The following is a 19,958-nucleotide window of genomic DNA, read 5'->3' on the forward strand; positions in this document are numbered from 1 at the left end:
GACCCCGCGCCGTGCGCACCGACTTCGACCCCGCTGAGCTCGGCCCGGGCGCGTTCTACAAGCTGCTGAACTCGGTGGTGGTGCCGCGCCCGATCGCCTGGGTCGCGACGACGTCGGCCGACGGGGTGGACAACCTCGCGCCGCACTCGTTCTTCACCGTCGCCTGCGTCGACCCGCCGGTCGTGCAGTTCACCTCGGTCGGGCGCAAGGACTCGCTGGCCAACGTCGAGGCCACCCGCGAGATGACCGTCTCGCTGACGCCGGAGTGGCTGTTCGAGGAGGTCAACGCCACCGGGACGAACTTCCCGCACGACGCCGACGAGTTCGCCGAGGTCGGGCTCGAGCGCGAGCCGTCGACCCACGTCCGTCCGCCCCGCGTGGCCCGCTCACCTGTCGTCCTCGAGTGCGTCCTGCACTCCACGGTGTGCCTGGGCGACTCGACGGTGGTGTTCGGCCGGGTGGTGCACGCCGCGGTCTCCGACGACGTCCTGGTCGACGGGCGGCCGCAGATCGACCGCCTCAAGCCGCTGGCCCGGCTCGGCGGCAACCAGTGGTCGACGATCGGCGAGGTCCTGGAGAAGCGCCGGATCGACGTGCAGGACTGGCCGGAGGGCTACGAGGGGTCCGGGGCCGCGGGCGGCTGAATCGTCGCGTCGAACGCGGCGGTGTCCTCGGCGATCGCCCGCAGGCGGCCGTACGGGTCGGCCACCAGGCGCCGGGTGCCGTGGTCGAGCAGTCCCATGACGCCGGTGATCGTGGCGGCGGTGACGCCGTCGCGGGCGCGGACCAGCTCGGCGTCCATCCGGAAGGTCTTCCCGGCGCCGAAGCTCGTCGTCGTGACGACGTCCACCTCGTCGCCGACGACGAGCTCGGCGAGGAAGCGCGCGGTGGTCTCGAGGATCACCGGCCCGATGCCGTCCGCGGAGAGCGCGTTGATGCCGACGGTCGCGGCGCGGAAGGTCTCCTCACGGCCGTGCTCGCCGTACCGGTGGTACTCCGCGTGGTTGAGGTGCCGGTTCGCGTCGGTCTCGTAGCCGCGGACGGTGATGGACTCGTGGTGGCCGGAAGTGCTCACGAGGGCGTGATCGTGGCAGGCTCCCGGGTCGTGCGCATCGGGATGGGGATCAACTACGCCGGCGGGTTCGAGGAGACGGTCGCCGAGCTGGCCGAGCACGAGAAGGCCGGCCTCGACATCGTCTTCGTGCCCGAGGCCTACAGCTTCGACGCGGTCAGCCAGCTCGGGTTCATCGCCGCCCGCACGGAGCGGGTCGAGATCGCCTCCGGGATCCTGCAGATCTACACGCGGACCCCCACGCTCACCGCGATGACGGCGGCCGGCCTCGACTACGTCTCGGGCGGGCGCTTCACCCTCGGCCTCGGGGCGTCCGGCCCGCAGGTCATCGAGGGCTTCCACGGCGTCCCCTACGACGCCCCGCTCGGGCGGACCCGCGAGATCATGGACATCTGCCGGCAGGTCTGGCGCCGGGAGAAGGTGGAGCACGCCGGGAAGCACTACTCGATCCCGCTGCCCGAGGGGCAGGGCACCGGGCTCGGCAAGCCGCTCAAGCTGATCAACCACCCGGTGCGGTCGGCGATCCCGATCCTCGTCGCGGCGCTCGGGCCGAAGAACGTCGCGCTCGTCGCCGAGAAGGCCGACGGCTGGCAGCCGATCTTCTTCGTGCCGGAGAAGGCGCAGGACGTCTGGGGCGACTCGCTCGCCGCCGGGAAGGCCAGGCGCGACCCGTCGTTGGGACCGCTGCAGGTCTTCCTGCAGACCTCGTTCTTCGTCACCGAGGACTCCCACGTCGCCGGGCAGATGCTCGACGGCATGCGGAACATGGTCGCGCTCTACGTCGGCGGGATGGGCGCGAAGGGCAAGAACTTCTACAACGACGTCGCCCGCCGCTACGGCTACGACGACGAGGCCGAGACCATCCAGGACCTGTACCTGTCCGGGAAGAAGGAGGAGGCGGCGAAGGAGGTCCCCGAGGAGCTCCTGCGCGCCATCTCGCTGATCGGACCGCGCTCCTACGTCGCCGAGCGCATGGCGGCCTTCGCCGACGCGGGCGTCACGACGTTGAACATCACGCCGCTCGGGGGCACGACGGCGGAGCGGGTCGCGTTGGTCGGGCAGGCCAAGGAGCTCGCCTCCGAGCTCGGCTAGACCGGTCGACCCCGACGGTCGACACGGTCGACACGTCCAACACGTTCAGCACGGAGCGAGGAGCAGCTTTGCGGAAGTTCGCCGACGTCGAGGAACTGCGCGCCGCGGTGGGGGAGGATCTCGGGACCAGCGACTGGGTCCTCGTCGACCAGGAGCGCATCAACGTCTTCGCCGACGCCACCGACGACCACCAGTGGATCCACACCGACCCCGACCAGGCCGCCGCAGGACCGTTCGGGCAGACCGTCGCCCACGGGTTCCTCACCGTCGCCCTCATGCCCAAGTTCGGCTGGGACACGTTCAAGGTCGAGGGCGTGTCCATGACGGTGAACTACGGGCTGAACAAGGTCCGGTTCCCCTCGCCCGTCCCGGTCGGCAGCCGCATCCGGGGGCACTGCAGGCTCGTCGACGTCGCCGACGTCAAGGGCGGGGTGCAGGCCACCATCGGCGGCACCGTGGAGATCGAGGGCTCGGACAAGCCGGCCTGCGTGGCCGAGGTGATCCTGCGGTACGTGCTGTAGGTGCGCTTCGCGCCTGTGAGCACTAAGGAGGCCTATAGCCCCACTTAGTGCTCACATGCCGCAGGCACCTTCCGCTGTGCGGGATCGCACGGACCGGCCCGACCCCCTATCGGCGTGCTGTCTTGAACTCTGTCGGGAAGGATGGCGGCCGTGGGCGACGCCGTGATCTGTGAGCCGATCCGTACTCCCGTCGGTGGTTTCGGGGGGTCGCTGCGCGACGTCCCGGTCCAGGAGCTGGGCGCCACCGTGATCCGCGAGCTGGTCCGTCGCACGGGCGTGACCGCCGAGGCGATCGACGACGTGGTCTTCGGGCACTGCTACCCGACGATGGACGCCCCGGCGATCGGGCGGGTCGCGGCGCTGGACGCCGGGCTCGACGTGACGGTGCCGGGCATCCAGATCGACCGGCGGTGCGGGTCGGGCCTGCAGGCCGTGCTCTACGCCGCGATGGCCGTCGCCTCGGGCGCGAACGACCTGGTCCTGGCCGGGGGTGCGGAGTCGATGTCGGGCGCCTCGTACTTCACCGACAAGGTGCGGTGGGGCACCAAGGCCGGCGGGTTCGAGATGAAGGACTCCCTGGCCCAGGGCCGCGTGCACGCCGGTGGGGTGAACCACCCGGTGCCCGGCGGGATGATCGAGACCGCGGAGAACGTCCGCAAGAAGTACTCGATCGGTCGCGAGGAGCAGGACCGCCTCGCCGTCCGCAGCCACGAGAAGGCGACGGCCGCGGTCAAGGAGGGTCGCTACGCCGACGAGCTCGTGCCGGTGACGATCCACGGCCGCAAGGGCGACACCGTGGTCGACCAGGACGAGCACATCCGTCCGGACGCGAACCTGGAGTCGCTGGCGAAGCTGCGCCCGATCATGGGCCGACAGGACCCCGATGCGACGGTGACCGCCGGCAACGCCTCGGGCCAGAACGACGGCGCCGCGGTGTGCATCGTGACCACCCCCGAGAAGGCCCGGGAGCTGGGGCTGCGGCCGCTGGCCCGGCTGGTGTCGTGGGGTGTGGCCGGTTGCGGGCCGGAGATCATGGGGATCGGGCCGGTGCCCGCCACGGAGAAGGCGCTCGGGCAGGCGGGGCTGACGCTCGCCGACATGGACGTCATCGAGCTGAACGAGGCGTTCGCCGCCCAGGCACTCGGCGTGGCCCGCGAGTGGGGCATCGACCTCATCGACGACGAGCGGGTCAACCCGAACGGCTCCGGCATCTCCCTCGGGCACCCCGTCGGCGCCACGGGCGTCCGCATCCTGACGACGATGCTGCGCGAGATGGACCGCCGCGAGGCCCGCTACGGGCTCGAGACGATGTGCATCGGTGGCGGTCAGGGCCTCGCCGCGGTGTTCGAGCGGCTGTCGTAGCGCGCTCCTGACGTCAGCGGTGGCACACGGCTGACGCCGGACGACAGCAGGGCGCCACGCCGGACGGCGGGTGCCGCCACCCGCCGTCGGGAACGCGTCCCGACGACGGGTCAGCGGCCCTGCCAGCGCGGGCTCCGCTTCTCCCGCGCTGCGAGCCCGCCCTCCTTCGCGTCCTCGGTCGACCCGGCGACGCGGCGCATCGTCTCGCCGAAGCGGATGGCGTCGGTCTGCGACATCTCCGGGCCCCGGCGGGCGACCTCCTTGATCGCCCGCTGGGCCAACGGCGCGCCCGCGAGGAGGCGCTGCGCGAACGCGTCCACGGCGGACCCGAGCTCGTCGTGCGGCACCACCTGCAGGGCGAGGCCGATCTCCTTCGCGCGCGCCGCCGAGATCGTCTCGCCGGTCAGCAGCAGTTCCATCGCGGGCTGCCAGCCGACGCGGCCGGGGAGCCGGAGCGCGCCGACGATCGTCGGGACGCCGAGCTTCACCTCGGGGAAGCCGAAGGCGGCGCGGTCGGAGGCGATCACGATGTCGCACCACGTGACGAGCGTCAGCCCGTAGCCGAGGCAGAGCCCGTTGACGGCGGCGATCACCGGCTTGTGGATCTCCCACCCGGACTCGAACGAGTTCACCGTCGGGCGCTCCCAGTACGAGCCCGGGAACTCGCCGGCCGGGTTCCGCTCGGAGGTGAAGTCCGCGCCCGCGCAGAAGGCCCGGCCCTCGCCGGTCACCACGCCGACCCAGGCCTCGTCGTCGGACCGCAGCCGGTCGAAGGCGGCGTTGAGACCGTCGCGCATCGCGCCGTCGATGGCGTTGAGCTTGTCCGGCCGGTCGTAGGTGATCGTCGCGACGTGACCCGTGCGCTCGTAGCGGACACGGTCGTGGAAACGCTCGGCGACGTCGGGCATGGGCGCACGGTAGCGGCGGTCCCCCCGTGGCAGGAAAGCGTCGTTGCCGTCACCGGGTGACAGCAACGACGCGTCGCTGTCACACCAGCTGCCTGACTCGCACATCACACCGCCCCGACCGGGTAGCCCCGTTGGCGCCCGTCCGCGCCGAGGTGCATAGTTGTACCGAACAACGGATTGTACGGAGCACGCAATGAACGCAGCAGTCGGTGAGCGCCTCGCGCTCTCGGTCCCCGAGGGGGTCGACGAGCGTTGGGTGACCTCGGACCGGATCGGCCTCCAGCTGATCCGGCTGATCCGCCTCATCGAGCGGCAGCGGGTCATCAAGGCCAAGAAGGACGGTGTCGAGCGGGCGGCCTACGTCCTGCTCGCGCGGTTGGTCATCGAGGGCCCGCACCGGTCGAACGCCCTGGCCGAGGCGGTGCACTCCGACCCGTCCACGGTCAGCCGGCAGATCGCCGCCCTGGTCCGCATCGGCTACGTCGAGCGCCGGCCCGACCCGGCCGACGGCCGGGCGTGCCTGCTGGCCGCCACCGACGAGGGCCACCGGGTCTTCGCCGCGAACCGGGACCTGCGCAACCGCTGGATCTCCGACGTCACGAGCGACTGGGACGACGCCGACCGCGAGCGGCTCGTGGAGCTGATGGACCGCTTCACCACCGCGCTCGAGAACCACCACGAGTCCGGCGCCGCGGGCGCCGAGGAGGACCGATGAGCACGACCACCGCCTCGCCGCCGGCGAGCGCGGCGAAGACGTCCAGCACGGGCGCCTTCACGCACCGCCAGATCCTGACGATCCTGTCCGGGCTGCTGCTCGGCATGTTCCTGGCCGCGCTGGACCAGAACATCGTCTCCACGTCGATCCGCACGATCGCCGACGACCTCAACGGCCTGAACCTGCAGGCCTGGGCGACGACGGCCTACCTGATCACCGCGACGATCTCGACGCCGCTCTACGGCAAGCTCTCCGACCTCTACGGACGCAAGCCGTTCTTCCTCTTCGCCATCGCCGTCTTCGTCATCGGGTCCGTGCTCTGCACGATCTCGACCTCGATGTACGAGCTCGCGATCTTCCGCGCCATCCAGGGTGCGGGCGCCGGCGGTCTGATGAGCCTGGCGCTGACGATCATCGGCGACATCGTCCCGCCGCGGGAGCGCGCCCGGTACCAGGGCTACTTCCTCGCGGTGTTCGGCACGTCGAGCGTCATCGGTCCGGTGGTCGGCGGGTTCTTCGCGGGTGCCGACTCGATCATCGGCGTCACCGGCTGGCGCTGGGTCTTCCTCGTCAACGTGCCGATCGGCATCCTCGCGTTCACCGTCGTCTGGCGGGTGCTGAACCTGCCGCACACGCGCCGCGAGCGGCGGATCGACTGGCCCGGCGCCTCCGCCCTGGCCATCGCCCTCGTCCCGCTGCTGATCGTCGCCGAGCAGGGCCAGACCTGGGGCTGGGGCTCGGCCTGGGCGATCACCTGCTACGCCATCGGCGTCGTCGGGATCATCGGTTTCATCCTCGCCGAGCGGGCCTACGGCGACGACGCGCTGCTGCCGCTGCGCCTGTTCCGCAACGGCGTGTTCTCCCTGACCACGGTCATCGCCGTCATCACCGGTATCGGGATGTTCGGCGGGATCGCGATCGTCCCCCAGTACCTGCAGATCGTCACCGGCTCCAGCCCCACGAAGGCCGGGCTCGAGATGATCCCGCTGGTCGGTGGCCTCATGGTCGCCTCGATCATCTCCGGCCAGCTGACCAGCCGGACCGGGCGCTACAAGGTCTTCCCCGTCATCGGCCTCGGACTGATGACGCTCGGCATGGTGCTGTTCCACTTCCTGCTGCACGCCGACACCCCGTACTGGCAGATCGCGATCCTCATGGTCGTCTTCGGCCTCGGGCTCGGTAACTGCATGCAGACCCTGGTGCTCGCCGTGCAGAACGCCGTCCCGGCGTCCGACATGGGCGTCGCCACCGCGTCGGCGACCTTCTTCCGCCAGATGGGCGGCACGGTCGGCGTCTCGGTGTTCATCTCGATCCTGTTCTCCACGCTCGGCGGGAACATCGCGACGGCCTTCCGCTCGGCGGCGTCCGACCCCGGCTTCCGGGCCGCGGCGGCCGACCCCGCGGTGGCGGCCAACCCGGCGAACGCCGTGGCGCTGAACCCGGCCGTCGGTGCCGCCCGCGTCACCGAGGACTCCTCGGTGCTGCAGCAGATGGACCCGCGGCTGGCCCGTCCGTTCTTCGAGGGCTTCGCGGCCTCGATGGACCTGGTGTTCCTCGTCGCCGCCTGCGTGATCGCCGTCGGCTTCGTGCTGATCTGGTTCCTCAAGGAGGTGCCGCTGCGCACGACGTCGGGCATCCAGGCCCGGCAGGCCGAGGAGGCCGGCCAGGCCCAGGGCCCCGGCAGCGTCGACTCGGCCGCCGAGGTGACCGGCCCGGCGCGCGGTGCGCTCGACGTCCCGACCACCACGCCCCCGGTGGGCGCGGCCGGCGCCGCGGGCTCCGAGCGGGTGCTCCGGCCCTCGCCGGCGCCCCGTCCGCACGGGCGCCACGAGGCGCCGCAGCGCAGCGGTGACTCGGTGGTCCTCGGGCAGCTCTCCGACGGTCCCGTCCCGGACGACGGGTCGGTGCGGTTCACCGACGACGTCGCGGGTGTCCCGATGGCCCTGCACGCCCTCGACGGCACCGTGGTCGACCGGACCTCCTCGGCCGCCGACGGGTCGTTCCGGCTGCACGCCCCGCTGCCCGGCAACTACGTCGTGGTGGCCAACCCGAGCACGTTCAAGCCGCACGCCGAGCTCGTCTCGCTCGACGGCGTGCCCGTGCACCGGCCGCTGGCGCTGCGCCGGGCCACCCCCGTGGGCGGCTCGGTCCGCGACACCGAGGACATCCCCGTGGTCGGCGCGACGGTCACGGTGACCGACGCGGCCGGCGGTGTCCGCGCCGTGCGCCGTACCGGTGCCGACGGCTCGTGGGAGTGCCCGGAGCTCGACCCCGGCACCTACACCGTCGCCGTCCTCGCCCCCGGGCGGGAGCCGGTCGCGGAGCGGCTCGTCGTCGCCGAGGCGTCCCCGGCCGGTCGACGCAGCACCCGCCACGACGTCCGGGTCCCGGTCGCGCGGCACGCGGTGCGCGGTCAGGTCCGGTCGACCTCGGGTGCGGTGGTGCCGGAGTCCCTCGTGGTGCTCATGGGTGCCGACGGCCGGGTCGTGGCCTCCACGGTCACCGACGCGTCCGGGCACTTCGCCGTGGAGGACCTCGCCGAGGGCCGCTACCTGCTCACCGCGAGCGGGTTCGCCCCGGTCTCCGAGCAGGTCGACGTGGCCGCCGGTCGGCACGCGGCCGTCGAACTCACCGTCGACCCGCCGCAGCCGGTGGCCTCCCCGGCCACGACGTCGACGACCTCGACGCCGGACCCGGAGACCGCTCCGCTGCCGGTGGTGCGTTGACCCGTACCCCGCCCTGACCGAACGGCACTCCCGCTGCTGCGGGGGTGCCGTTCGTGCGTTGCGGGCCTCCGTCCGGCCGAGGCCGTCAGCGCAACGGCGGGGCCTCGCGTCCGTCCGGGGCGTGCTCGACGAGCGCTGCGTGGGCGCGCCCGGCGTCGGGGTCGGGCCGCTCACGCAGCACCGCGACGACCGCGTCCACGTCGCCGGACCACGCGAGAGCCGCAGCCTTGCGCCGTACCGACCCGGCGTCGTCGCGGAGCAGCGCCGCCAGGTGCCACGGGACCCGCGCGTCCTCGCCCCCGAACCGGCCGATCAGGTCGAGCGCCTCGCCCCGGACCCGCGGGAGGGGATGCGCCAGGTAGCCGCGGATCAGCACGGTCCGCCGGCGGGCGGGGGAGGCCGCCTCCCAGTCCTGCAGGGCGTCGGCGGCGCCGGGGGCGGTGAGATCGAACGGCGGGGACGGCGCGGCGACGGCGTAGAGGAGGTCGCCCGGCTGCGGCTCGGCGGTCAGCAGCAGGGGGCCTCCCGCGCCGAAGCGGTCGGCCACCTCCAGGGTGTCCGTGGCCGCGTCCGCCCGGTCGGCCGCGGTCGCCACCCGACGACGGGCCGCGGCGCCGCGACGGGCCAACTGCTGCGCGCCCTGCCGCGTCCGGCGGACCGCCCAGATCGTGGCCGTCCCGAGGACGAGGATCGCGATCGCCGCCCCCGACAGGAGCAGGTATCTCTCCACACCGACCTCCCCGGTGGTGATCCAGGGTGTCGGTACCCCGGGCCGGAGTGGATCTCACTCCATGGGCTGACATCGACGCGACACCCGCACCGCAGGCGGATCGGGCGAGTTGAGGACACGTCATCACGACGCACGGAAAACGTGTCGTCGTGGCGCTCCCCGAACCCGAGGACTCTCATGTCGTTCCTGCGCAGGACCGTGCTCGCCACCGCGATGATCTCCGCGGGCCTCACCTCGACCGCCGGCCTCGCGCTGGCGAACGACCACGACGGTGACACCCACCAGAAGGGCGTGGTCAACTCCTCCGACTTCGCCCCGAACACGCCGGTGAACGTCTGCAACAACAACGTGCCGGTCAACGCGCTCGGCGTGCAGGTCCCGGTCCAGGACAACGCGGGCTCGATCCCGATCCTGTCGAAGGCCGGCCACGGCAACGCCGCCACCAACGCCAAGTCGTGCGCGAACCCGATCGACGCCGACAACTGATCGATCGCCCGCCGCGCCGGCCCGGCACCCCCTCCCCGGGGTGCCGGGCCGTCGTGCGTCCGGGGCCCGGGTCGGTGGCCGACCCGGGTCGTCCGGTGCGTCGGTGGGGCCACCGACGCGGCCCGCCCTAGTGCGAGCCCTGCTCCTCGGCGCGCTTGTAGGACTCGCGGATCTCCTGCTCGGCGTCGGAGCGGCCGACCCAGGAGGCGCCCTCGACGCTCTTGCCGGGCTCGAGGTCCTTGTAGACCTCGAAGAAGTGCTGGATCTCGAGCCGGTCGTACTCCGAGAGGTGGTGGATGTCGCGCAGGTGCTCCTGGCGCGGGTCGCCCGCCGGCACGCAGAGCAGCTTGTCGTCGCCGCCCTTCTCGTCGGTCATGCGGAACATGCCGATGGTGCGGGCGAGGATCAGGCAGCCCGGGAAGGTCGGCTCCTGGACGAGGACCAGTGCGTCGAGGGGGTCCCCGTCGAGGCCCAGCGTGTTCTCGACGTACCCGTAGTCGGCCGGGTACTGGGTGGCCGTGAACAGCGTCCGGTCGAGGCGCAGCCGCCCGGACTCGTGGTCCATCTCGTACTTGTTCCGGTTCCCCTTGGGGATCTCGATCAGAACGTCGAACTCCACGGCGGGTCCTCACTGCGATCGTCTGGGGTCGGTCACCCGACCGGGGCCGGTGCCGTCGGCGGTCGCCTCTAGTGTGTCGTACCGGCAGGACCACGTGGCCACGGACGTGCGTGGGGCAGGTCGCACCGGCATCGACGGGGGAGGCACTCCTGACGGCGAGCGAGGTCGACCAGCGGTCCGAGGGCCGGGCGGGGGAGCGGCCCACCAGCCATCGCGCCGAGGTCCCGCGCTCGCGGCGGATCCTCACCCGCGCGCTCGTCGTGCTGGTCGTCCTGGCCCTGCTGGGCGGGCTCGGCACGGCGGCCGTGCTCACCGCGCCGACCCTCGCCCGCACCCTGGGCCTGCCGGTGTCGGCCGCCGTCGACCCGCCCGCTCCCGTGGTGTTCAGCCCGCAGCTCGCCGCTCTCCCGGCGTCCGCGCCCACCCCGACCCCCGCCGGCGTCGCCGCCGCGCTCGACGGTCGCACCGCCGGGCTCGGGGACCTGACCGGCGTCGTGCTCGACCCCGCCTCCCCGCAGACCCCGCTCTGGAGCCGTAACCCGTCCGAGCCGCAGGTGCCCGCCTCGTCCACGAAGCTGCTGACCGCGGCCGCGGCCCTGCTCTCGCTGGACCCCGAGACGCGCCTCGCGACCACCGTGACGGCGGGTCCGACGCCCGACTCGGTGGTGCTCGTCGGCGGCGGCGACGTGTCCCTGTCGTCCCTGCCCGACGGCCGGGAGTCGGTCTACCCGGGCGCCGCGCACCTCGACGACCTCGTCGCGCAGGTCCGGGCCGCGCGCGGCGGACAGCCGCTCGCGACGGTGTACGTCGACACCTCCCGCTACTCCGGGCCCCTGCTGGCGCCCGGCTGGGACCCGGTCGACATCGCCGGAGGCAACCTCGCGCCGATGGGACCGCTGATGCTCGACGGCGCCCGGCTCGACCCCACCGCGCTCGACGGCGCCCGCTCCGAGACCCCCGCCCAGGACGCCGGGGCCGCGCTCGGCGAGCGCCTCGGCGGCCGGGTCACCGTGCGCGACGGCACGGCTCCCGCCGGCGCGGCCGTGCTCGGGCGGGTGGAGTCCCCGCCGCTCACCGAGCTGGTCCACACGGCGATGACCAACTCGGACAACCTCCTGGCCGAGGCGCTCGGGCGGGAGGTCGCGATCCGGGAGAACGCGCCCGCGTCCTTCGAGGGGGCGACCACGTCGATCCGGCGCGTCCTGGCCGCGAACGGGATCGACACGACCGGGGTGACCACCTCCGACGCCTCCGGGCTGTCGACCGAGAACCGCATCCCGGCCGCAACGCTGGCGTCGGTCCTCGCCCCGGCGGCGGCCCCCACCACGACGGACCCCCGCACCGCCACGCTGCGCCCGATCCTCGACGGCCTGCCGATCGCCGCGGGCACCGGCACTCTGGTCGACCGCTACACCGCCGGGTCGACCAACGCCGACGGCCGGGGCTGGGTCCGGGCGAAGACGGGCACGTTGACGGGCACCAACGCGCTCGCGGGCGTCGTCTCGGACACCGACGGGCGCCTGCTCGTGTTCGCCTTCATGTCCAACGGTCCCGATCCGGTCGGTGCCCGTCCGCGCCTCGACGCGCTCGCCACGGCGTTGCGCGGATGCGGCTGTCGCTGAGCGTCAGCGGTGGCACACGGCTGACGTCCGATGTCAGCAGTGGGCCACGGCTGACATCGGCCGCCCGCCGTCCACCTGGCAGGGAAGCGTCGTTGCCGTCACCCGATGAGGGCAACGACGCTTCGCTGTCATCGGGGCCGACCGGAATCCGTACGGTGGAGCACGTGACCGTCACCGAGCGCCCCGCGACCGGACTGCCCGTGCGCTGGGACCTCGCCGTCGCCACCGGCTCCCGCCTCGTGCCGCCCGGACCCGCCGTGGACCGGGCCGAGGCCGCCGCCGAGGTCGCGCGGCTGAGCGAGGGCGCGCGGATCGGCGAGGGCCACGTCCGCGAGCTCACCGGCCTCGGCGCCGGCCACGCCATCCCCGCCGCCGCCGTCGTCGACCGTCCCGGCTGGATCGCCTCCGGCGTCGAGGGCATCCGCACGTTGACCTCCGAGGTCCGGCTCCCCACCGCCGCGCGGACCTCGCCCGGCCTGCTGACCCGGGCCGCCGCGGGCGTCACCTCGACCGTCGCGGGCGCGCAGATGGGCACGTTGCTCGCGTTCCTCTCGACGAAGGTGCTCGGTCAGTACGACCCCTTCGCCGGCCCCGCGAACGCGGGTCACCTGCTGCTCGTCGCCCCCAACGTCACGGCCGCCCGCCAGGCGCTCGAGGTCGACGCCGAGGACTTCGCCCTCTGGGTGTGCGTGCACGAGGCCACCCACCGGCTCCAGTTCACCGCCGTCCCGTGGCTGCGCGACCACTTCCGCGACGAGGTCACCACCTTCGCCTCCGGGATGGAGAGCGGGGTGACCGCGGCCCTCGACCGGCTCCCCGAGATCACGAAGGCCATCCGGTCCCGCAGCGACGTCTCGATGCTCGAGCTCCTCCAGGGCCCCGAGCAGGGCGCGGTCCTCGACCGGTTGCTCGCGCTGACCACCCTGCTCGAGGGGCACGCGGAGCACGTCATGGACGAGGTCGGGCCCGCCGTGATCCCGTCGGTGTCGACCATCCGCGGCCGCTTCTCCGCGCGCCGGCGCGGCGGTGGCCCGATCGACCGGCTGCTGCGGGTGCTGCTCGGCGTCCAGGCCAAGGTCAAGCAGTACGAGCAGGGCCGCGTGTTCGTCGACGAGGTCGTCGGCACGATCGGCATGGAGGGCTTCAACGCCGTCTGGACCTCGCCCGACACGCTGCCCCGCCGCTCGGAGATCACCGATCCGACGGCCTGGATGGACCGCGTTCACGGATGAGCCGCGTGCCGCCCGCGGTCGCCGAGGTCCGACGCGCGCTGCGGCACTCCCTTCCCGACGCCGGGTCGGGGCCGGTCGTCGTCGCCTGCTCCGGCGGGGCGGACTCGCTGGCGCTCGCCGCGGCCGCGGTGGCCGTGCGGGACGAGGTGCACGCCGTCGTCGTGGACCACGGTCTGCAGGCCGGGTCGGGCGCGGTGGCCGAGCGGGCCCGCGCGCAGCTCGCCGGCCTCGGGGTCCGGGCGGCGGTCCGACCCGTCGTCGTCGGGACCGGGCCGGACGGACCGGAGGGGGAGGCGCGCCGGGTGCGGTACGCGGCGTTGCGCGAGGCGTCCGACGCGCTCGGCGGGGCGCCCGTGCTGCTCGGGCACACCCTCGACGACCAGGCCGAGACGGTGCTCCTGGGCCTCGGCCGGGGCGCGGGTGCTCGGTCGCTCGCGGGGATGGCGACGTGGGACCCGCCGTGGTGCCGGCCGCTGCTCGGCATCCGTCGCGCCACGACCCGGCAGGCGTGCGCGGAGGCCGGACTCGAGCCCTGGGAGGACCCGCACAACGCCGACGCGCGCTACACCCGGGTCCGGCTGCGCCACGAGGTGCTGCCCCTGCTCGAGGACGTGCTCGCCGGGGGTGTGGCGTCGGCACTGGCACGCACCGCGGCACAGCTCGCCGACGACGACGCGGCGCTGTCCGCCCTCGCCGAGGACGTCCGCCGCGCGGCCGAGGACGACGACGGGGGCCTCGCCGCACCCGTCGTCGGGAAGGAGCCGGCGGCGGTGCGGCGGCGCGTGCTGCGGTCGTGGCTCGCCGCGCAGGGGGCGCGGGGCTTCGACGAGGCGCAGCTGCGGGCCGTGGACGGTCTGGTGGCCCGCTGGCGCGGACAGGGGCCGCCGTCACTCCCCGGCCGCTTGGAGGTGATCCGCTCCCGTGGGAGGCTGACCTTGCGCAGAGCTCGTTCCGAACGGTAGCGACGAAGGGGTCCGCTCGAGGTGTACGACGGCGACATCGCGTCCGTGCTGATCAGCTCCGAGGACATCCAGACGAAGATCGGAGAGCTCGCGGACCAGATCGCCGCCGACTACGGCTCTCCCGGTCCGGGCGAGCCGGACCTGCTGCTCGTCGGGGTGCTGAAGGGCGCGGTCATGTTCATGACCGACCTGGCCCGCCGCCTCCCGGTCCCCACGCAGCTCGAGTTCATGGCGATCAGCTCGTACGGGTCGGCCACGTCGTCCTCGGGCGTCGTGCGGATCCTCAAGGACCTCGACCGGGACATCTCCGGGCGCCACGTGCTGATCGTCGAGGACATCATCGACTCCGGGCTGACGCTCTCCTGGCTGCGCAAGAATCTCGAGTCGCGGGGGCCGGCGTCGCTGCACGTGGTCACGCTGCTGCGCAAGCCCGAGGCCGCGAAGCTCGACGTCGACGTCAGCTACATCGGGTTCGACATCCCGAACGAGTTCGTGGTCGGGTTCGGGCTGGACTACGCCGAGCGGTACCGCGACCTCCCCTACATCGGCACCCTCGACCCGTCGGTGTACGCCTGAGCGTCACGTCCGTGTCACCTAGCCGGGAGTGCGCTGCCGGATCGTCACCCCCCGGGCGCAACGGAGGGTGCGGCTGGTCCTAGTCTGCGCCGCATGGCGGCTGGTGGATCCCGGCGACTGTGGATCGTGAACGGCCTGGTCGTCCTGCTCGTGCTCCTGGCGGCCGGCGGCACCGTGTACGGGCTCACCCGGACCTCCTCGAGCGAGGACACCTCGCTGCGCACGACCCCGCTGGGCCGCGGCACGGTGGCGGAGACCGTGAGCGCCTCCGGGACGGTCACGAGCGCCACCAGCGCGACGCTCAACTTCTCGACCAGCGGCAGGATCTCCGACGTGCGGGTGCGCCTGGGTGACCGGGTCACCAAGGGGCAGACCGTGGCCGTCCTCGACGGCGAGTACGCGCAGGCCAACCTCGACGCCGCGGACGCCCAGGTCGCCACGGCCGAGCAGCAGCTCGACGACGCCAACTACGCCAAGGACCACCCGCAGTCGACGCAGACGCAGACGGGTACCGGGACGACGGCGGGCCAGGGTGGTCAGGTAATGCCGACCGCGACGGCAGCCCCGAAGGCGGCGACCCCTCCGGCCGCCGCGCCTCCTGCTGCAGCGGTTCCTTCCTCGACCGCACCGAAGTCCGCAGGCCTCTTGCCGATGAACTTCTCCGGCTCCTCGCAGGGCGTCGAGGCCGTCGGTCCCGTCGCGGCGCAGCAGACGCCGACGCCGGGCGGCGGGTCCGGCTCGACGTCTGGAACGGGCCAGACCGGCGCGACCGGTCAGACCGCGCAGACCTCCGAGGACCCGGGCGAGCTCGCCGTCCGGCAGGCCGAGCAGGCCCTCGCGACGGCGAAGGCCAATCGCGTCCAGGCGTTCCAGTCGACCGAGAACCTCGACCTCGTCGCCCCGCAGGACGGCACCGTGGTGAGCCTCGACGGCGTGGCGGGGCAGCTCGCCGGCCCGCAGGGGATCGTGGTCAGCTCGACCGCCACGGGCAACCCGGCCGGCGGGCGACTGCCCGACGGGTCGGCGATCTCCAGCGGCGCCGGGTCGGGGCAGTCGGCCTCGTCGGGGGCCGCCTCCGGAGCGGCCGCCGCGGGTGCGGCCGCCGCCGGGGGAGCGACCGGCGGGGCGAGCGTCACCGCGGCCCCGGCCGCACCCGCCGTCATGACCATCGCGGACCTCGCCTCGATGCAGGTCCTCGCGCAGATCCCCGAGCTCGACGTGGGCCGCGTGCTCGGCGGGCAGCCCGTGACCGTCTCGGTGAACGCGCTGCCCGGCGACAAGATCCCGGGGGCGGTGTCGACGGTCAACGTCCTGCCCGGCTCGGGCTCCACCGTGCAGTACGGCACCGCCGTCGCCCTCACACCGCCGCCGCTGGGACTGCGTCCGGGGATGTCGGCGAGCGTGTCGATCACCGTGCGGCAGGCGAACAACGTGCTGTTCCTGCCGTCGGTCGCGGTGACGCCGCTCGGCGGGACGAACTCGGGCGCGGCGACGGTCAACGTCCTGGCCCCGGACGGCACCACCCAGCAGCGGCAGATCGGGACGGGGCTGTCCTCCGACACGGTCACCCAGGTGACGTCGGGGCTCGCGATGGGCGACCTGGTGGTGCTCCCCGACCCGAACACGCCGAACGTCTTCGGTCAGGGCGGTCCGCCACCGCGCACCCAGGGCGGGACCTCCCAGAGCGGCCAGGGCGGCGGGCGGTGACCGACGTGCCCGTGCTCGACGTGCGGGCGATGTCGAAGGTCTACGGCAGCGGTGAGACTGCCGTGCACGCGTTGCGCGAGGTGAACCTGCTGGTCCGGCGCGGGGAGTACGTGGCCGTCATCGGTCAGTCCGGCTCCGGGAAGTCGACGCTGCTCAACATCCTGGGCTGCCTCGACGCGCCGACCTCGGGGCGCTACCTGCTCGAGGGGCTCGACGTCGCCGACCTCGACGAGCGCCAGCAGTCGATCCTGCGCAACCGGCAGATCGGCTTCATCTTCCAGTCGTTCAACCTCATCCCGCGCACGACCGCGCTGGCCAACGTCGAGCTGCCGCTGGTCTACGCCGGCGTCTCCCGCCGGACGCGCCGGGAGCGGGCGCGGGCCGCCCTGGACCTGGTCGGGCTCGGTCGCCGCGAGGACCACCGGCCCAACGAGCTCTCCGGCGGGCAGCAGCAGCGCGTCGCGGTCGCCCGGGCGCTGGTCACCACCCCCGCGCTGCTGCTCGCCGACGAACCGACGGGCAACCTCGACTCGGCGAGCACCACCGACGTCCTGGGCCTCTTCGACGCCCTGCACCGCGCCGGCCGGACGATCGTGCTGATCACCCACGACGACGAGGTGGCGGCGCGGGCCGACCGCGTCGTCGTCGTGACCGACGGCGTGCTCACCGAGGCCGGTCCGGCCGCGCAGCGGCGGGCCGTCGGCGAGGTCGTCACGTGAACGTCGTCGAGATCGTCCGCTTCGCGGTCGCCGGGCTGCTCGCCAACCGGCTGCGCTCCCTGCTGACGATGCTCGGGATCATCATCGGCATCGCCGCGGTGATCCTGCTGACCGCGCTGGGCAACGGGGCCGCGCAGTACATCCAGGGCCAGATCACGGGGCTCGGCGCCAACAGCATCACGGTCATCCCGCGCACGGCGGGGGCGTCCGCCGGCTCGACGTCGGGGGCCTCCGCCCGTCCGCTGACCGCCGAGGACGCCGCCGCGATCGCGGACCCGCAGGGTGCGCCCGACGTCGCCTACGTGGCCCCGGTGGTGCAGACCTCGGTGAACGCCGCGTCGGGCCGCAACTCGACGACGGCGACGGTGGTCGGCTCCACCCCCGACTACTTCCCCGGCTCGAACACGAAGATCGCGGCGGGGCGGGCCTACGACGCCGCCGACCTCGACGCGGCCCGGAAGGTCGCGCTGATCGGGCGCACCGTGGCCGACGACGTGTTCGGGGTGGACTCGACGCCGCTCGGGCAGGTGATCCTGCTCGACAACGTGCCGTTCCAGGTGATCGGCGTGCTCGAGGCGCGCGGTCAGGGCGGCGGGCTCGCGAACCCCGACCAGAACGTGCTCGCCCCGGTCTCCGCGGTGCAGAGCTCGCTGACCGGCTACGGCAACCTGTCCCAGATCGTGGTCGGGGCGCGCTCGACCGACGCGCAGGCCGCCGCCGAGTCGGAGATCAACTCGATCCTCGACCGACGGCACGGCATCGCCACCCCCGACGACCGGGACTACCAGGTGATCAGCTCCCGGCAGCTGGCCCAGGTGCTGGACCAGACGCTCTCGGCGTTCTCCCTGCTGCTGGCGGCGATCGCGGCGATCTCGCTGGTGGTCGGCGGGATCGGGATCACCAACATCATGCTCGTGTCGGTCACCGAACGGACCCGCGAGATCGGCATCCGCAAGGCCCTGGGCGCCCCGCCGTCCGCGATCCTCGGCCAGTTCCTGGTGGAGTCGGTGATCCTGTCGGTCCTCGGCGGCCTCCTCGGGGTCGCGGTGGGCACCGCGGGGACGCTGATCCCCCTGGGAGACTTCAAGCCCGTCGTCGTGCCCTCGGCCGTCGTGCTCGCGGTCGCCGTGTCGGTCGCCATCGGGGTGTTCTTCGGCGGATACCCCGCCCGCCGGGCGTCGCGCCTGCGCCCGATCGAGGCCCTGCGGCGTGAGTAGTAGTGGAGGAAGGACACCCATGACCGAGCCGAAGGAGTCGGAGAACTCCGACACCGGACCGATCCTGCCGCCGAGCCCGCAGCCGGCGTTCGGCGCCGAGAGCGCGGGCCGCGACGGGGGACCGGCCGCGGGCTGGGAGTCCGAACAGCCCACCCAGGTCGGCGTCCTCGACCGGCCGGTCGACGACGTACCGCTGCGCGACCGGCTCAGCCGGCCCGGCATGGCCCGCTCGACCCGGATCCTGCTGCTGGTGCTGGGTGCGGTCGTGTTCCTCGCGATCGGCCTGTTCGTCGGCCGCGCGACCGCGCCGGCCACCGGACCCGGCTCGGTCGCGCCCGTCCTCGGAACCGTGGAGTCGGTGGACCTCACGCCGAGCGGGTTCCCGGTGCTGACGATCCGTGCCGCCGACGGCACGCTCACCCCGCTGCAGACCACGCCCGGGACGATCGTGGCCACGCCGGTGACGGCGGGGGTCGCGGGGGTGCGGACCGGGCAGCAGGTCACGATCACCGGGGAGCGCGACCAACGCGGTCAGATCATCGCCACCCGGGTCGACCTGCCGGGCCGGTAGCGGTGCGGCTCGTCTGGTTCGACGACGTCCAGGCCCCGTACCGCGAGCCGGTGCTGTGCGAGCTCGCCCGCCGTTGCGAGTTCCGGGCGGTCTTCCTGTACGACGTCGAGCCGGAGCGCCGGATGGCCTTCCGGCCCCACCCCGGCTACGCGGCCGAGGTGCTGCGGGCGTGGCGGCTGCCGCGGGTCGGGCCCCTGCGGCGCCTCGACTCGTACCAGGCCGTGCTCCGGCCCGGCTCCCTGCGACGGGTGCTGGACGCCGACGTGATCGTGATGCTGACGTGGGCACAACTGGCGTCGGTCACGGTCGCACTCGTCGCGCGCCGGCGCGGGGTGCCCTACGTCGTCTTCTCCGAGAGCACGCTGGACAGCCGCCGGGTGGGCGCGGGGCCGATCGACCGGGTGCGGCGCTGGTTCCTCGGCGGGGCGGGCGCGGTCGTCGTGCCGGGGCCGGCCGCGCGGGCGGCGGTGCTGGCCGACGGGGTGCCGCCGGAACGCGTGGTGGAGACGGTCAACGCGGTCGACCACGACGTGTTCGCCCGCCGACCCCGAAAGCTGCGGGCGGGCCGCGACCCCGGCGGGGAGCACCGCTTCGTCGTCGTCGGACAGCTGATCGCCCGGAAGAACGTCGCCGTCCTGCTCACCGCCCTCGCCGCGCTCGACGGGGCACCCCGGCTCGACGTCGTCGGGGACGGAGCGGACGCCGACCGGCTCCGGGCGCTGGCCACCGAGCTCGGCCTCACCGACCGGGTCGTCTTCCACGGCTTCCTCGGCGAGACGGAGGTGGCCGCGGTGCTCGCCGAGACGCACACCCTCGTCCTGCCCTCGACCGAGGAGGTCTACGGGTTCACGGCGATCGAGGCCCGGACGGCGGGCCTGCAGGTCGTGGTGTCGGGGTCCGCCGGGGTGGCGGCCTCGCTGGCGGGGGCCGACGGGGTCTGGACGGTGACCCCCGACGTCGAGGGCGTGCGTGCCGGGCTCGAGGCGGCCCGGCGCGCGTGGACCGGCTGGCGGGGCTCGGTGCCCGACGACGCCGGGTCACCGGCCCGGACGGCGGAGGACCTGGTGCGCGCGGCGCAGGTGAGCAGTAAGTGGGGTCATAGGCCCACTTAGTGCTCACCT

20 protein-coding genes are annotated in these 19,958 nt (G+C 73.5%); 16 read left to right on the plus strand and 4 right to left on the minus strand.

The window, feature by feature from the left end; genetic code table 11:
- Positions 1 to 11 precede the first annotated feature (11 nt).
- Complete coding sequence (locus tag BJ983_RS25920) at positions 12 to 644, plus strand: flavin reductase (protein WP_179796450.1); 633 nt, start codon at positions 12 to 14, stop codon at positions 642 to 644.
- On the opposite strand, the gene BJ983_RS25925 is transcribed toward BJ983_RS25920, so the two are convergent.
- Positions 614 to 1,075 (minus strand): thioesterase family protein, encoded by a 462-nt coding sequence (locus BJ983_RS25925; protein WP_179796451.1) that lies wholly within the window; start codon positions 1,073 to 1,075, stop codon positions 614 to 616. The two genes, BJ983_RS25920 and BJ983_RS25925, sit on opposite strands and share 31 nt — an antisense overlap.
- A 30-nt stretch (positions 1,076 to 1,105) precedes the next feature.
- Here BJ983_RS25925 and BJ983_RS25930 point away from each other — a divergent pair, with 30 nt between their 5' ends.
- The 3 genes from BJ983_RS25930 to BJ983_RS25940 all read left to right on the plus strand — a co-directional run bounded on the left by BJ983_RS25930 (position 1,106) and on the right by BJ983_RS25940 (position 4,047).
- A complete protein-coding gene (locus BJ983_RS25930) occupies positions 1,106 to 2,164 on the plus strand; it encodes an LLM class F420-dependent oxidoreductase (RefSeq protein WP_179798263.1) in 1,059 nt (352 codons plus the stop codon).
- 68 nt (positions 2,165 to 2,232) lie between these two features.
- Positions 2,233 to 2,685, plus strand: a complete 453-nt coding sequence (locus BJ983_RS25935; RefSeq protein ID WP_179796452.1) for a MaoC family dehydratase — start codon at positions 2,233 to 2,235, stop codon at positions 2,683 to 2,685.
- Between the two features lie 150 nt (positions 2,686 to 2,835).
- Complete coding sequence (locus BJ983_RS25940; protein ID WP_179796453.1) at positions 2,836 to 4,047, plus strand: acetyl-CoA C-acetyltransferase; 1,212 nt, start codon at positions 2,836 to 2,838, stop codon at positions 4,045 to 4,047.
- Between the two features lie 110 nt (positions 4,048 to 4,157).
- Here BJ983_RS25940 and BJ983_RS25945 read toward each other — a convergent pair whose 3' ends face one another.
- Entirely contained in the window at positions 4,158 to 4,955 is a 798-nt protein-coding gene (locus BJ983_RS25945; protein WP_179796454.1) for an enoyl-CoA hydratase/isomerase family protein, read from the minus strand.
- A 193-nt stretch (positions 4,956 to 5,148) separates the two neighbouring features.
- Between BJ983_RS25945 and BJ983_RS25950 the strand changes: the two genes are divergently transcribed.
- Together BJ983_RS25950 and BJ983_RS25955 are read left to right on the plus strand one after the other, a co-directional pair.
- Positions 5,149 to 5,670 carry a MarR family winged helix-turn-helix transcriptional regulator gene (locus BJ983_RS25950; RefSeq protein ID WP_179796455.1) on the plus strand — a complete coding sequence of 174 codons (522 nt, stop codon included), beginning with the start codon at positions 5,149 to 5,151 and terminating at the stop codon, positions 5,668 to 5,670.
- Complete coding sequence (locus BJ983_RS25955; RefSeq protein ID WP_179796456.1) at positions 5,667 to 8,396, plus strand: DHA2 family efflux MFS transporter permease subunit; 2,730 nt, start codon at positions 5,667 to 5,669, stop codon at positions 8,394 to 8,396. The genes BJ983_RS25950 and BJ983_RS25955 overlap by 4 nt, the downstream gene beginning before the upstream one ends.
- 85 nt (positions 8,397 to 8,481) lie before the next feature.
- Here BJ983_RS25955 and BJ983_RS25960 read toward each other — a convergent pair whose 3' ends face one another.
- Positions 8,482 to 9,126, minus strand: a complete 645-nt coding sequence (locus BJ983_RS25960) for a hypothetical protein (RefSeq protein WP_179796457.1) — start codon at positions 9,124 to 9,126, stop codon at positions 8,482 to 8,484.
- 177 nt (positions 9,127 to 9,303) lie between these two features.
- On the opposite strand from BJ983_RS25960, the gene BJ983_RS25965 reads away from it, so the two are divergent.
- Positions 9,304 to 9,612, plus strand: coding sequence for a hypothetical protein (locus BJ983_RS25965; RefSeq protein ID WP_179796458.1), 309 nt, complete (start codon positions 9,304 to 9,306; stop codon positions 9,610 to 9,612).
- Between the two features lie 127 nt (positions 9,613 to 9,739).
- Here BJ983_RS25965 and BJ983_RS25970 read toward each other — a convergent pair whose 3' ends face one another.
- The gene (locus BJ983_RS25970; protein WP_179796459.1) at positions 9,740 to 10,231 is read right to left on the minus strand and encodes an inorganic diphosphatase; all 492 of its coding nucleotides are present in this window, start codon (positions 10,229 to 10,231) and stop codon (positions 9,740 to 9,742) included.
- Positions 10,232 to 10,341: 110 nt separating this feature from the next.
- Here BJ983_RS25970 and dacB point away from each other — a divergent pair, with 110 nt between their 5' ends.
- The 9 genes from dacB (at position 10,342) to BJ983_RS26015 (ending at position 19,949) form a co-directional block, all read left to right on the plus strand.
- The gene (dacB, locus tag BJ983_RS25975) at positions 10,342 to 11,853 is read left to right on the plus strand and encodes a D-alanyl-D-alanine carboxypeptidase/D-alanyl-D-alanine endopeptidase (RefSeq protein ID WP_179796460.1); all 1,512 of its coding nucleotides are present in this window, start codon (positions 10,342 to 10,344) and stop codon (positions 11,851 to 11,853) included.
- 164 nt (positions 11,854 to 12,017) lie between these two features.
- Complete coding sequence (locus tag BJ983_RS25980; protein ID WP_179796461.1) at positions 12,018 to 13,085, plus strand: zinc-dependent metalloprotease; 1,068 nt, start codon at positions 12,018 to 12,020, stop codon at positions 13,083 to 13,085.
- Positions 13,082 to 14,047, plus strand: coding sequence for a tRNA lysidine(34) synthetase TilS (gene tilS, locus BJ983_RS25985; RefSeq protein WP_179796462.1), 966 nt, complete (start codon positions 13,082 to 13,084; stop codon positions 14,045 to 14,047). Before BJ983_RS25980 ends, tilS begins: the two co-directional genes overlap by 4 nt.
- 21 nt (positions 14,048 to 14,068) lie before the next feature.
- Positions 14,069 to 14,623 carry a hypoxanthine phosphoribosyltransferase gene (gene hpt / locus BJ983_RS25990; protein ID WP_179796463.1) on the plus strand — a complete coding sequence of 185 codons (555 nt, stop codon included), beginning with the start codon at positions 14,069 to 14,071 and terminating at the stop codon, positions 14,621 to 14,623.
- A gap of 93 nt (positions 14,624 to 14,716) precedes the next feature.
- Positions 14,717 to 16,330, plus strand: a complete 1,614-nt coding sequence (locus tag BJ983_RS25995; protein ID WP_179796464.1) for an efflux RND transporter periplasmic adaptor subunit — start codon at positions 14,717 to 14,719, stop codon at positions 16,328 to 16,330.
- Positions 16,331 to 16,359: 29 nt separating this feature from the next.
- Positions 16,360 to 17,049, plus strand: coding sequence for an ABC transporter ATP-binding protein (locus tag BJ983_RS26000; protein ID WP_179798265.1), 690 nt, complete (start codon positions 16,360 to 16,362; stop codon positions 17,047 to 17,049).
- Complete coding sequence (locus BJ983_RS26005) at positions 17,046 to 18,266, plus strand: ABC transporter permease (RefSeq protein WP_179796465.1); 1,221 nt, start codon at positions 17,046 to 17,048, stop codon at positions 18,264 to 18,266. Before BJ983_RS26000 ends, BJ983_RS26005 begins: the two co-directional genes overlap by 4 nt.
- 19 nt (positions 18,267 to 18,285) lie before the next feature.
- Complete coding sequence (locus BJ983_RS26010; protein ID WP_179796466.1) at positions 18,286 to 18,837, plus strand: hypothetical protein; 552 nt, start codon at positions 18,286 to 18,288, stop codon at positions 18,835 to 18,837.
- Between the two features lie 2 nt (positions 18,838 to 18,839).
- Positions 18,840 to 19,949 carry a glycosyltransferase gene (locus BJ983_RS26015; RefSeq protein ID WP_179796467.1) on the plus strand — a complete coding sequence of 370 codons (1,110 nt, stop codon included), beginning with the start codon at positions 18,840 to 18,842 and terminating at the stop codon, positions 19,947 to 19,949.
- Positions 19,950 to 19,958: the final 9 nt, after the last annotated feature.

It is taken from the genome of Actinomycetospora corticicola, assembly GCF_013409505.1.
Taxonomy (GTDB): Bacteria; Actinomycetota; Actinomycetes; order Mycobacteriales; family Pseudonocardiaceae; genus Actinomycetospora; species Actinomycetospora corticicola.